The 12,521-nt window shown below is 44.1% G+C and carries 10 protein-coding genes; 7 read left to right on the forward strand and 3 right to left on the reverse strand.

The window, feature by feature from the left end; all coding sequences use genetic code 11:
• The first annotated feature begins 56 nt into the window (after positions 1–56).
• The 5 genes from M1K46_RS06000 to M1K46_RS06020 all read left to right on the forward strand — a co-directional run bounded on the left by M1K46_RS06000 (position 57) and on the right by M1K46_RS06020 (position 3,177).
• Positions 57–395, forward strand: coding sequence for a hypothetical protein (locus tag M1K46_RS06000; protein WP_062239654.1), 339 nt, complete (start codon positions 57–59; stop codon positions 393–395).
• Between the two features lie 83 nt (positions 396–478).
• Positions 479–877 carry a hypothetical protein gene (locus tag M1K46_RS06005; RefSeq protein WP_248252101.1) on the forward strand — a complete coding sequence of 133 codons (399 nt, stop codon included), beginning with the start codon at positions 479–481 and terminating at the stop codon, positions 875–877.
• Positions 878–1,215: 338 nt separating this feature from the next.
• Positions 1,216–1,572 (forward strand): hypothetical protein, encoded by a 357-nt coding sequence (locus M1K46_RS06010; protein WP_256225343.1) that lies wholly within the window; start codon positions 1,216–1,218, stop codon positions 1,570–1,572.
• Between the two features lie 261 nt (positions 1,573–1,833).
• Positions 1,834–2,328 (forward strand): DUF3131 domain-containing protein, encoded by a 495-nt coding sequence (locus tag M1K46_RS06015; protein ID WP_256225344.1) that lies wholly within the window; start codon positions 1,834–1,836, stop codon positions 2,326–2,328.
• 27 nt (positions 2,329–2,355) lie between these two features.
• Positions 2,356–3,177 (forward strand): glucoamylase family protein, encoded by an 822-nt coding sequence (locus tag M1K46_RS06020; protein ID WP_256225346.1) that lies wholly within the window; start codon positions 2,356–2,358, stop codon positions 3,175–3,177.
• A 250-nt stretch (positions 3,178–3,427) separates the two neighbouring features.
• Here the strand turns inward: M1K46_RS06020 and M1K46_RS06025 are convergent, their stop codons facing one another.
• The 3 genes from M1K46_RS06025 to M1K46_RS06035 all read right to left on the reverse strand — a co-directional run bounded on the left by M1K46_RS06025 (position 3,428) and on the right by M1K46_RS06035 (position 6,540).
• Positions 3,428–4,294 (reverse strand): carbohydrate ABC transporter permease, encoded by an 867-nt coding sequence (locus M1K46_RS06025; protein WP_053358320.1) that lies wholly within the window; start codon positions 4,292–4,294, stop codon positions 3,428–3,430.
• A gap of 16 nt (positions 4,295–4,310) precedes the next feature.
• Entirely contained in the window at positions 4,311–5,195 is an 885-nt protein-coding gene (locus M1K46_RS06030) for a carbohydrate ABC transporter permease (protein WP_062239665.1), read from the reverse strand.
• A gap of 85 nt (positions 5,196–5,280) precedes the next feature.
• Positions 5,281–6,540 carry a sugar ABC transporter substrate-binding protein gene (locus tag M1K46_RS06035; RefSeq protein ID WP_256225347.1) on the reverse strand — a complete coding sequence of 420 codons (1,260 nt, stop codon included), beginning with the start codon at positions 6,538–6,540 and terminating at the stop codon, positions 5,281–5,283.
• A gap of 434 nt (positions 6,541–6,974) precedes the next feature.
• Between M1K46_RS06035 and bglX the strand changes: the two genes are divergently transcribed.
• On the forward strand, positions 6,975–9,140 hold the full coding sequence (gene bglX, locus M1K46_RS06040) for a beta-glucosidase BglX (RefSeq protein ID WP_256225349.1): 2,166 nt from the start codon (positions 6,975–6,977) through the stop codon (positions 9,138–9,140).
• 23 nt (positions 9,141–9,163) lie between these two features.
• Entirely contained in the window at positions 9,164–12,514 is a 3,351-nt protein-coding gene (locus M1K46_RS06045) for a GH36-type glycosyl hydrolase domain-containing protein (RefSeq protein ID WP_256225350.1), read from the forward strand.
• Positions 12,515–12,521 lie beyond the last annotated feature (7 nt).

Consider the following 12,521-nt stretch of genomic DNA (forward strand, 5'->3'; position numbering starts at 1 on the left):
AGCGTGTAGGAGAATTCCTACTTTTAAAATTCAATTCAGATGCAGGAGGGATCACCATGAAACGCATCCTAACATTTGAACCCAATAAGCCGGATCCTACAGACGTTGCTCACATCATTAAAGATGCTGCAGAATATGCCAATAAAGAGTGTTACAGGACCGATCTGCTGTCAGTCAATCATATTAATGTCCTATTGCATGTCATTGAATTGCTGCAAGAAGAAAAACAGGAGCAAATTCAGTCCGCTCAAGAAAATTTGAGAGAATGGAGTGTGCGGTGGGAACAAGGTGATGTTCATTTTGTTCCTGAACTTATGAATATGGTAAACAGCATGGTGCAAAATCCATCGCCTCTCTTAAAACAGGTGGGTACTATCGCTTCAAACGAATATTAAAAGTTTTTTTAACAAAATTCCTCTGCGGTGCATACGATGTTTATGGGTATTTGCCTACGATGCATACAGGGGGAGCGGATAGTATGACAGAAAAAAATGACATTCAAGAACAAGAGAGTGAAGAGGTTAGCGGCAGAGAGGCTTTGGATGTTAACGGCATAATGAATTTAGCAGGAAGCATTCTCAACAAAGACGATGATTCCATTGATCTTAGCAGCATGATGATGATGGCTGCAAACTTGTTAAAAGACGATGGCCTTCTTGGAAACTTAGGTTTTGCTCAAGCCTCCGATGCTCTCGTCGAAGATGAACAGCAGAATAGTGAGCTGGAGTGGCTGTCACGGCAGCTGCATGATCTCACCCATCAAAATATTGAGCTGAAGGAAGAATTGGTTGCCATTAAAGAACAGATCTCTGAGACGAAAGAAGCGATAGCACAGCTTGTAGAGGCTTCAAAAAAACGCTGGTGGCAGCTCAAATGAAGACAAAAACGGAAGGCCTCTTAGAGGTGTTCCGTTTTTAGTTTGTTTGCTTTTTAATTTCTTCATATTTTTGAACCCATCAAGGAAATGCTTTGTTAAAGGGTACGGGTTTGAAATCCTCCCATGTACAACGATATGGGTGGTTGTTCCCATGGCACACAATTCGCAATTTCCGCTTCCTTTTACAATTTTAAAGCCATATACGGTTCTTTACCGTTTATTTTCTTCAACCCAGGTGTCCAAGCTATTTTAACAATAAAATGCTCAGCACTTTTAAGAGTTGAGCTTTTTATTATGTTTAAGGCCGTCCAATAGAACATGCAGGCCAAACAGAAACTGTGGTTCACCATGAACAACTGCTGAAGCGCTTTACACAATGGCTCCTTATCCTTACGGCGGTAACGGCAAATCACCCCGATGTGCTCAAAGTCTTGCATCACTTTATGCATCTAACCGACATATCCATGATCATTCCAGGCCTTTTAGGCGTCACGATCACAGGGATCTTTTTGTCGATTAAAACCCATTGGGGATTAGTAAAACATTACTGGCTTATCACGAAAGAAATCATCACTCTCATCACACTGGGCATCGGAAGTGTTTTAAACATTTGGGTCCAAAGCACAATCAAGATAACATCAATACAAGGGCTGGATGCCTTAAAGGATCCACCTATCTTCATGATCGAAATATGATGATTTTCAGTGCGGTTATTCAGACCTGCTTATTGCTTTTTGTCATTGTTATTTCTGTGATTAAGCCATGGGGCAAGCGAAAGAAAAAGCAGTTCAGCCAATAGTTTAAATGAAAGTGAAACCTTTTGCGGATGTCAAAAGTACTGTTTTAATGGATGGATACTAAATATTCAGAAAATAAGTTTACGTTAAAACTATAGAATGATAAAATGTTGGTGAAACGTTTCGATAAAATAAAATAAATCAGTGAGAGGAGAAAAAATGAAGAAACTAATGAATGTGGTGATCGCTTCAGTTTGTATTCTTTTTCCCTTCTGTTCAGCTACTGCGGCTCATGCCTCTGAACATAACCAGGCTGAATTTCAAAATGATTTGAAAGCGATTGCAAAGGATACCTATTCTTATTTTAGTGATTATACCGATCCAAAAACGGGGTTAACGAGTGATACGGTCAGGCTCCCAAACGGGAAAGTTGACGAAGCCAAACATACATCACCCACCAATATTTCAATGTATCTCCTGAGTACCATATCTGCGCAGGAAATGGGCTTTATTTCGCGAAAGGAAGCCGTTCAGCGCATCCAAACAACACTCCATACACTGAACAGCTTAAAGAAGTGGAACGGCTTATTTTACAATTGGTACAATACGGACGGCTCTCTTAAAACGGACTGGGGACAATTTATTTCGCAGGTAGACAATAGCTGGCTGACGGCGGGATTAATGACCGCAGGACAGGCGTATAAGGAGCTCTAGCCGCAAACAAGCAAACTTGTAAAGGCGATGGATTACAAGACACTTTATGATCCGGAAGTTGGACAGTTCCGTGGCGGCTATGATGTTGTGACGGGTAAATTGACTGAACATCATTATGGGATGTTTTATACCGAGCCAAGACTGGGGAGTTATATCGCCATCGGCAAAGGAGATGTACCAAGGGATCATTGGTGGAAAATGTACAGAACCCTTCCGCCTGAATGGGATTGGCAGTCACAGACTCCAGAAGGACCAACTGCAGAGTATGACGGTGTCTCAGTTTTCGAGGGGCATTATGAGTACAAGGGTGTAAAGTATGTACCGAGCTGGGGAGGAAGCATGTTTGAAGGGCTGATGCCGGGCCTTGTGTTAAATGAGAAAAAATATGGCAAGAACGCACTTGGGTTAAATAACGAGCGGCATGTGCAGCTGCAAATGGCGTTTGCGAAGGAGAAAGGCTATAGGGCTTGGGGATTCTCTCCTGCTGCCACTCCTGAAGGCTACAGTGAGTTCGCAGCAACACCGCTTGGAACATCGGGTTATAAAGATGATGGTACGGTAACGGCTCATGCATCGTTTCTTGCACTGGACTATGCACCAACAGCCGTCCGTAAAAACCTTGATGAGCTTAGTAAATTGCACGTTTATGGGAAATATGGGTTTTATGACTCCGTAAATGTAAAGAGCGGGGAAGTGGCCAAAGCCTACCTGGCGCTGGATCAGGGAATGATCATGGTATCGATCGCCAACCATGTGAAGCATGATGTGATCCGTAATTACTTCCATCAAGATCCTATCGCGGAAAAACCACTAGATTTGCTGAAAAGGGAAGAGTTTTCGATTAAATAATGAAAGAGCGGCTGCCCGAGTGGGTATGCCGCTCTTTTTTTGTGTGATTTGGATGCTTGATTGCTGTTTACCAGCGAAAACGTGAGAAATACCCGCGGAAATGAGAGATTTACCCGCCAAAATAAAAAAATACCCGCCAAAACACCACATTTACCCGCCAAAAGCTGATTATAGTAAACTACGAACTCTCACACTGGCAGGTGCACACACAAAAAAAAACGCAGACTGCTAAAAGTCTGCGTGCTTGGCTTTATTTCATCCCCGAAATGGTGTAGCCCTCAATAATATGCTTTTGAAACAGCATGAAGATGATCACGATCGGTACGACCATAAAGGTTGAACCGGCCATCTGCAAGGCGAAGTTGCCGCCATATTGTCCTTTTAAAAGAGAAAGCCCGACAGACAGGGTATACAGTTTTTCATCGTTGGCGATGATCAAAGGCCATAGGAAGCTGTTCCAGCCGGCGATAAATGTCAGGATCCCCTGAACAGCCAGGATGGGTTTAGAGATCGGCAGGATAATCTGAATGAACACCCGGAATTCACTGGCTCCATCGAGGCGTGCGGCTTCAAGCAGCTCATCTGGAATGGTAGACATGAACTGACGGAACAAAAAGATGCTGAACGCCCCGACTAATCCTGGTAAAACAATTCCGGCCATCGTATTCGTCAGGTGAAGCTGGTTCAAGATCAGGTATACGGGGATCATCGTTACTTGCCCGGGAATCATCATCGTAGCGAGTACGAGGTAGAACAATTTTTCCCGCCCTTTGAATTGGTACTTGGCAAAAGCATATCCCGCCATCGCGTTTAAGAACAAACCCGCGAATGAACAAAGCACTACGATGATTGTGTTCCGCAAATAAACCGTGAAGTTCATGTTTTCAAACAGGTTGGTAAAATTCTCAAGCGTAAATTCATGTGGCAAAAAGGTTGGCGGGATCTGCATGACTTCCATTTCCGGTTTGAACGCAGATAAGATCATCCAAATAAATGGAATAGAGACGAGAAATCCACCGAGAGCCAAAATGATGCCGGTTACCCATTGCTGGCCACTGGCCGTTCTTCGGGCTTTAACTGAAGCATTAGCTTGCGTCTTTGCTTTTATCGCAGTCATCTCTAAATTCTCCATCTTAATAGTCCACCTCTTTTTTCTGCAATCGGAATTGAAGCAGTGTGATGATAATGATCGCAATAAACAAAATGAAAGATCCGGCAGCGGCATATCCGAAATTACTGAGCTGGAAGCCATTTCTGTAAATAAACAGCGCAACAGAGGTGGTACTGTCGAGAGGGCCGCCTTTTGTCATGACTAGCGGTTCTTCAAAAAATTGAAGCCAGCCGATCATGGTAGTGATTGAAACGAAAAAGATCGCGTAACGCAGGAGCGGAAGGGTGATTTTCGTCAATTGCTTCCAGTTGGTTGCTCCGTCAAGCTGTGCCGCTTCATAGTAAGTTTTCGGTATCCCTTGGAGAGCTGCCAAAAAGATAATCATGTTCACACCGATTCCCCGCCAGACAGCGAGTGCGATCAGTGATACTTTTGACATGTTCGGATCGGTGAGCCATGGAACAGGAGGCAGGTGAAGCCAATTCAGTACATAATTGAATAGTCCGAGCTGTGGATTGTACAGGTAGCTCCATACAACGGCGACTGCTACCACGTTTGTGATCGAAGGCATGTAAAAGATCACACGGAATGCCCGGAAAATGCGTGATTTGCCGAAGTTGATCAACAAAGCGATGGCCAAAGAACAAACAATGACCAAAGGCACACCGATTACTACATAAAAAAGCGTATTAAACAAGGACTTCATAAAAATAGGATCTTTAAAAACCTGAATGTAATTTTCCAATCCGACAAAATGAATCATCGACCAGTCGCCCAAACCTTCGAGACTGATGTCCGTAAAACTGATGACAAGAGCAACGACGATTGGAAACAGAGAAAACAGGCCTAAAAGGAGAAGGGCAGGTGCGATAAATAAGTAAGGCGTTTTGGTGTTTATGGCTTTCATGTTTCGCTCCTTTCTGCACATCGATCTAATCTGGGGATGTAAAGGGATAACTAGCAGAAAGTCTGCTAGTTATCCGGGTTTGTCTTTATTTATTTAAAAGATCCTCCGCTTTTTTGTTGAACGCGTTCATTTCTTTTTTCGGTGTGGTTTGGCCGCGGTAAATCTTTTCAAAGCTGCTTAAGTATTCTTGAGCGACCGGCTCCCATTGTTTGATGACAGGCATTGGTTTGGAATCTTTCATCTGTTCGCCGAACGTTGTGTAGAACTTGTTGTCTTTCAGTGACTGATCTTCCCATGCTTTTTTAGTAGAAGGAAGAGAATTTGTCATATTCATCCATTTCAGCTGAGTTTCAGGCTTGTTCATAAATGCCAGGAATTTCAGTGAAGCATCTTTGTGTTTTGTATATTGGAAGACAGAAAGATTGGAACCGCCAAGTGCTGATAGATTGTTTTCCTTTTTAGGAAGGACAGCGGTTGCCCATTTTCCTTTTAAGTCTGGTGCCTGGTCGTTAATGAGTTTAACCATCCACGGACCGCTTATAAACATTGGCAGAATACCGTCGCCGCGGAATCCTTGTACGATATCAATACCAGCGTCTTTTGGCGCAGATCCGTTTTTAAAGAAGCTGTTTAAATAATCGACCGCTTCCACAAACTTTGGATCATTGAAATGAGGTTTGCCTTGGCTATCGAGCAATTCCGCTCCGTTTTGTCGGGCGAACATAAAGCCTAAGCTTTGTTCTTTGACATCAAGGCTGATGCCGTACTTATTCTTGCCGCGCTCAGACAGTTTCTTGGCAGCTGCACTTAGTTCTTCCCACGTTTTTGGAGCCTCACTGAAACCGGCTTTCTTTAAAAGATCGGTACGGTAGAAGAGGACGCGTGTGTCGATATACCATGGAACACCGACCGTTTGGTTTTTATAATTGGTTGTTTCTATAGAACCGGCATAATAGTTGGACGGGTCGAGCTCCGGGTATTTTTTCACATAAGGTTTTAAATCCAGCAAAGCTTTCGCGGATCCGAATTCTGGAATCCATGTCGTTCCCATCTGCAAAACATCAGGCCCTTTTTTAGCAGCAACAGCTGTTAGCAGCTTATCGTGGGCAGTCTCCCAAGGGATCGCCTGAACCTTAACATCAATTTTTGGATTTTCTTTTTCAAAGGCTTCGGCAATCTTGGGTAATGATTTGGCTTCTTCTCCCATTCCCCAGACATTAATCACTGTCTTTCCGCTTCCTGATGAACTGGCTGAACAGCCTGTGAGCGCACCTGACATGAGTAATGCTCCTGCCAAAGAACCGACGATTAGCTTTTTGTTGAGTTTAGGTAACCAGTTTTTCATATTTGCTCCCCCTATACGTTGATCAATTTTTGGGTCTTCTCCATTTTACTTCTTCACTGCAGGTTAATTCTAGTAAAGTATTCCTTTTCAGTGAAACGTTTCTATTACTAGCAAAAAAATATAGAAGAAGATTTTCAATGCTTTTTATTGAAACGTTTCGACAGGGCTATTATAATTCATAATGAAATCGTTTACAACTGAATTTTTCAAATGTATTTTTAAAAAAATAAGTATTCTAACTATTTATGTTTATGAATCCCTTTGCCTGCAAGGGATTCAGCAAGAGACATAAGTGAAACGTTTCAATTCTTTCATTGACGATGATGTTTTGAACCCTTTATAATCCTCTTTGAATAGTAATCGAAACGTTTCTATGTATTTCGGAATGATAAGTTACATCTATATTGCACATAAAGCCGATTGGAGGAAATGAAATGTCAGACCAAACATTACATTCTCTTGTAAAAGAAATGACTCTAAATGAAAAAATTGCTCAGCTTATGCAGCTGGCCGCTCCTTTTTTTGAAGGATCAAAAGAACAAGGAGAGATAACGGGGCCGATGGCAGAAATGGGCGTTACGAAGGAAACAGTCAGAAATAGCGGTTCGGTCCTTGGGGCATCCGGCGCGAAAGAGGTGCGTGAGATACAGGAAGCACATCTTAAAACCAACCGGCTGGGCATTCCGCTCTTGATCATGGCGGACATTGTTCATGGATTTCAGACGATTTTTCCGGTACCGCTTGCGATCGGGTGCTCATGGGATATCAAGCTTGCGGAAAAAAGTGCGGAGATTGCCGCCGCTGAAGCCTCTGTAGCAGGTGTTCATGTAACGTTTGCTCCGATGGTCGACCTCGTCCGCGATCCGCGATGGGGAAGAGTCATGGAATCCACAGGAGAAGATCCTTATTTAAACAGTGAATTTGCTCGCGCTTTTGTTCGTGGTTTTCAAGGAGATGACCTAACATCCGATACTTCCCGTGTTGCAGCATGCGTCAAGCATTTCGCGGCGTACGGAGCCGGGGAAGGGGGACGTGACTATAATACTGTAGACATGTCTGAACGGCAGCTGAGGGAAATGTACTTGCCGGCCTATAAAGCAGCATTGGATGAAGGCTGTGAGATGGTCATGACCGCTTTTAACACGGTGGACGCCATACCAGCCTCAGGAAATAAAAGGCTGATGCGCGGTCTCTTGAGAGAGGAATGGGGCTTTGACGGCGTCCTCATCTCGGACTGGGGTGCAGTAAAAGAACTGATTCCCCATAGTGTGGCAGTGAATGAAAAAGAAGCAGCCTCCAAAGCGCTTACGGCGGGTGTCGATATTGAAATGATGACATTGTGCTATGTGAATCACTTAAAGGAGTTAATTGAAAACCGTGAAGTATCAGAAGATCTGCTGGATGAAGCTGTACTCCGCATTCTTGCATTAAAGAAGAAGCTCGGGCTGTTTGAAAACCCTCATCGCGGAACGGATGAACAAAGAGAGCAGGAAGTGATCATGAGTGAGCCGCACAGAGCAGTGGCGAGAGAACTTGCAGCCAAGTCTTGCGTTCTATTAAAAAATGAAAATGTCCTTCCTCTTCAATCCGGCCAAAAGGTTGCACTGATTGGCCCATTTGCACAAAACGGAGATATTCTTGGGCCCTGGTCATGGAAAGGTTCTAGAGAAGCAGCGATTCAACTGTTTGATGGGCTGAAGGAAAGACTGGCTCATGATAGATTATCCGTTGCAAAAGGCTGCGGTATTGAAACTGGTACGGAGGAAGAGCTTCAGCAGGCTCTGGAAACAGCAGCTCATGCAGATATCGTTGTTCTTGCGCTTGGCGAAAACTCGGATATGAGCGGAGAAGCCGGGAGCCGAAGCGACATCAGACTGCCTGAAATTCAGCACGAACTGCTCTCAGCTTTAAAAAAAATTGGCAAACCAATTGTCACCGTTTTGTTTAACGGCCGTCCTCTCGATCTTAGGGATGTTACTGAGCAGTCAGACGCTATCCTCGAAGCTTGGTTTCCTGGAACAGAAGGAGGCCACGCGGTGGCAGAACTTCTTTTAGGAAAAGTAAATCCGTCCGGAAAGCTGTCAATGTCGTTTCCACATTCGGTGGGGCAGGTGCCGGTTTATTATAACTGCTTTAATACAGGGAGGCCTCAAGGTGCACCAGATGCACAAGAACGCTATGTTTCTCAGTATCTTGATGTGCCAAACGAAGCGCTTTATCCGTTTGGGTTTGGATTAAGCTACACGTCATTCAGCTACGGAGAGCCGGTATTATCAAGTAATGTTTTAAAACCGGGTGAAGCGATTCAGCTATCCATTACAGTCGCGAACACAGGAGATCGGGATGGAGAAGAGACGGTGCAGCTTTATGTGAGAGACATGGCGGGTGAAGTTGTCCGTCCGCTGAAAGAGTTGAAGGCGTTCGAGAAAGTGGCGCTTGTGTCAGGAGAGAAAAAGGAAATCATCTTTACTTTAAAAGAAGAACAACTGAGATACCATCATTCAGATTTAACGTTAGCGAGCGATCCCGGAGCCTATACCGCTTATGTGGGCCCTTGCAGCTCCAATGTGAAAGAAGTAACGTTTTCGTTAGTTAAATAAATTGAAAGATTTGAGGGGGATCCATGATTACCAAAACAATGCCCACATTTGATATACAGGCAGGGAACTACAGGTTTACTTTTTTAAACAGCGGAGATCTTTTCGAAGCGGTTCATCAAGGAATCATGATTAACCAATGGCAGTCCAATCCAATTGATGGCGCGCTGAACAATCTGTATCTGCGCATTCACAGTGGGGATAGCATTCAATATTTTCCAATGCTCGGCAGCCATTCCAACAGCAAGGTCAGCCATTCAGCATCACAAGTGGTTTGGGAAGGTAAGTCAGCAGATGTGCACTATAAGGTTACATTTTCCCTTACCAGCCAGGGCGTTTGGTTCTGGGAGGTTGAAACGGAAGGCAAAGGCGTTGATATTGATGTTATTTATGCACAGGATATCGGGCTTGCAGATAAAGGAGCAGTACGGACGAATGAAGCTTTCGTTTCTCAATATATTGATCATTCTGTTTACGAAGATGAGGAAAAGGGCTATGTTGTTTGCTCGCGTCAAAACCAGCCGAACTCCGGAGGGTTTCCTTATTTGCAGCAAGGTTCTTTAACAAAGGCCACAGCCTTTTCGACGGATGGATATCAGTTCTTCGGGCTTTCCTATAAAGAAACGAATGAGCCTGAGATCCTAAAAAAAGAAAAGCTTGAAAATGAAGTCTATCAATATGAATTTGTATTCACAGCTCTTCAGTCATCTCGAGTATTACTATCCGGAAAAGAACGGTTTGTTTTTTACGGACTGTTTAAAGAAAATCATCCAGAAGCGGTAGCTGAACTGGCATTTCAACAAGAGTTACTGAGTGCTTGGGATAAGGTCAAAGGTCAGAAGCCAGAAGAATACAATGCTTTAGAGCCAGTACAGTTATCCTCCAGATTCGGAGATCCGCTTACGTCTATTTCGTTCACAGAAGAAGAACTTAACCAACTCTACCCTGACCGCCAATTGGAAGAGTACGACGGTGAAAGCCTGCTCTCTTTTTTTACTGCAACGTATGAGCACGTGGTTCTGAAGGAAAAAGAGCTGATCGTCGAACGGCCCCACGGACATATTATTGTATCCGGAAACAATGCAGGCATCACGGAAGAAGTCATTACGTCCACTTCCTTCATGTATGGTGTTTTTAACTCACATATCGTTAAGGGCAATACCTCGTTCAATAAAATGATGACGAATATGAGAAATGCGCTGAATGTGATGAAAACTTCCGGACAGCGGATCTATGTGGAAATGGATGGGCAGTATCGCTTGCTCACCATGCCTTCCATCTACGAGATCGGATTTAATTATGCCCGCTGGTTCTATAAAACTGCCAAGGAGACATTGAGAATCACCAGCTATACAACTGTTGATTCTCCTGTTATTCACTTGGAAGTCCAATCGTTAAGCGGGAAGCCATATCGTTTCCTTGTAACGAACCAGATTTCTATGAACAACAATGAATATGAAGTCCCGTACCGTATGGAGAAAAGCGGGAATGTTCTCTCGTTCTTTGCAGATGAATCATCAGACAGTGCAAAGACGTATCCGAACCTTCGATATGACATGAATGTAACGGGAACAAACATGAGAGTAAGGGATGAGGAGCTGTTTGGCGAGAGCATTGAAACAGGATCAAGTTCGCTCGCTGTGCTTGAACTTGAAGCAGCAAGTGAATGGATGCTTTCTGTTCAGGGACAGCTTTACGGAGAAGAATCTCATTTCACCAAGAAAGATACTGAAAAAGAAATTGAACGATTTCGGGAATTCTACCATTCTGTTAACAATGGCTTTCGTGTAAGCCAGCATAGCGGTGATAATGAAGAACTGCAGAAGGTGAACGCGATCTCATGGTGGTATACGCACAACATGCTCGTTCATTATTCTGTGCCCCATGGTTTGGAACAGTATGGAGGCGCCGCTTGGGGAACGAGAGACGTATGCCAGGGGCCTGCAGAATATTTTACAGCGACACAAAATTATAAAGCTATTCGTGAAATTATTAAGACAGTCTACTCCCACCAATACGAAAGCACCGGCAATTGGCCGCAGTGGTTCATGTTTGACCGTTATTACAAAATACAGCAGCAGGAGAGCCACGGGGATATTATCGTTTGGCCGTTAAAAGCGCTCAGTGATTATTTAGCGGCAACAAGTGATTACAGCTTGCTTGAGGAGATCATTCCGTACACTGAAAACAACGGTGAGTTTACGGTGAAAGAGGAATCCCTTTTTGACCACGTAAAGAGACAAATCGACTATATAAAGAAAAACTTTTTGCATGATACCTATCTTTCGTCATATGGAGACGGGGATTGGGATGATACGCTTCAGCCTGCAAATGCTCAATTGAAACAATATATGATCAGCAGCTGGACCGTGTCGTTAACCTATCAAGTGATAACTCAATTTTCCAGGCAGCTTGCAGCGATTGATCAAGCCCAGGCGGATGAGCTTAAGGACTTGGCTGCGGGGATTGAGTCTGATTTTAACAGATACATTCTTTCAGACGGTGTGATTCCAGGCTTTATTTACATGGAGGAACCAGGGAAAGAAGAACTGATGCTGCACCCGAAGGATACAAAGACGGGCATTCAGTATCGCCTGCTTCCGATGACGCGAAGCATGATCAGTGAACTCTTAAGTCCAGAACAGGCAGCAGAACATTATGAGCTGATCAAAAATCATATGCTCTGCCCGGATGGTGTAAGGCTCATGAACCAACCGGCCCATTATGCAGGAGGTGTCAGCACCCATTTTAAACGTGCGGAGCAGGCAGCGAATTTCGGAAGAGAAGTGGGCCTTCAATATGTCCACGCTCATATCCGTTTTGTAGAGGCGATGGCCAAGCTTGGAAAAACTGAAGAAGCTTGGGACGGACTGGCTGTAATCAATCCGATCGGTATCCAGAATGTGGTACCAAACGCTGAGCGAAGACAAAGCAATGCGTACTTCAGCAGTTCGGACGGTAAATTCAATACACGTTATGAAGCACAAGAACGCTTTAAAGAACTTAGAGAGGGGACCGTTCAGGTAAAGGGCGGATGGCGCATTTATTCCAGCGGTCCGGGAATCTTTATGAATCAGCTCATCTCAAGCTGTCTTGGCGTCCGGCAAGAAGGAGATATCCTTGTCATTGACCCTGTTCTGCCTAAAAAATTGGACGGCTTAGTGTTTGATTTTCATGTGAATGGAGTGCCCGTTTCGTTCCACTATGATCTAAGCGGGGAACATGAGAGCGGAGTGTCCGTTAATGGAAATCCGATTTCTGCTGATCGTTTCTCTAACCGTTACCGAAAAGGCGGTTTTAAGATCAGTAAGAGTGAGCTTGAGGCTGTATATCAACAGGATAAGTCAGTAACAAATGTGATTGAGGTCAGGTTGTAACTGCAGG

Origin of the sequence: Fictibacillus sp. WQ 8-8, from assembly GCF_024494405.1 — a bacterium.
Taxonomy (GTDB): Bacteria; Bacillota; Bacilli; order Bacillales; family Fictibacillaceae; genus Fictibacillus_C; species Fictibacillus_C marinisediminis.

Bases quoted from the DNA above. Each gene is read 5' to 3' on its own strand.
- M1K46_RS06005 (WP_248252101.1), top strand. From the start codon at position 479: ATGACAGAAAAAAATGACATTCAAGAACAAGAGAGTGAAGAGGTTAGC.
- bglX (WP_256225349.1), top strand. From the start codon at position 6,975: ATGTCAGACCAAACATTACATTCTCTTGTAAAAGAAATGACTCTAAAT.
- M1K46_RS06000 (WP_062239654.1), top strand. From the start codon at position 57: ATGAAACGCATCCTAACATTTGAACCCAATAAGCCGGATCCTACAGAC.
- M1K46_RS06045 (WP_256225350.1), top strand. From the start codon at position 9,164: ATGATTACCAAAACAATGCCCACATTTGATATACAGGCAGGGAACTAC.
- M1K46_RS06035 (WP_256225347.1), bottom strand. From the start codon at position 6,540: ATGAAAAACTGGTTACCTAAACTCAACAAAAAGCTAATCGTCGGTTCT.
- M1K46_RS06015 (WP_256225344.1), top strand. From the start codon at position 1,834: ATGAAGAAACTAATGAATGTGGTGATCGCTTCAGTTTGTATTCTTTTT.
- M1K46_RS06030 (WP_062239665.1), bottom strand. From the start codon at position 5,195: ATGAAAGCCATAAACACCAAAACGCCTTACTTATTTATCGCACCTGCC.
- M1K46_RS06025 (WP_053358320.1), bottom strand. From the start codon at position 4,294: ATGACTGCGATAAAAGCAAAGACGCAAGCTAATGCTTCAGTTAAAGCC.
- M1K46_RS06020 (WP_256225346.1), top strand. From the start codon at position 2,356: ATGGATTACAAGACACTTTATGATCCGGAAGTTGGACAGTTCCGTGGC.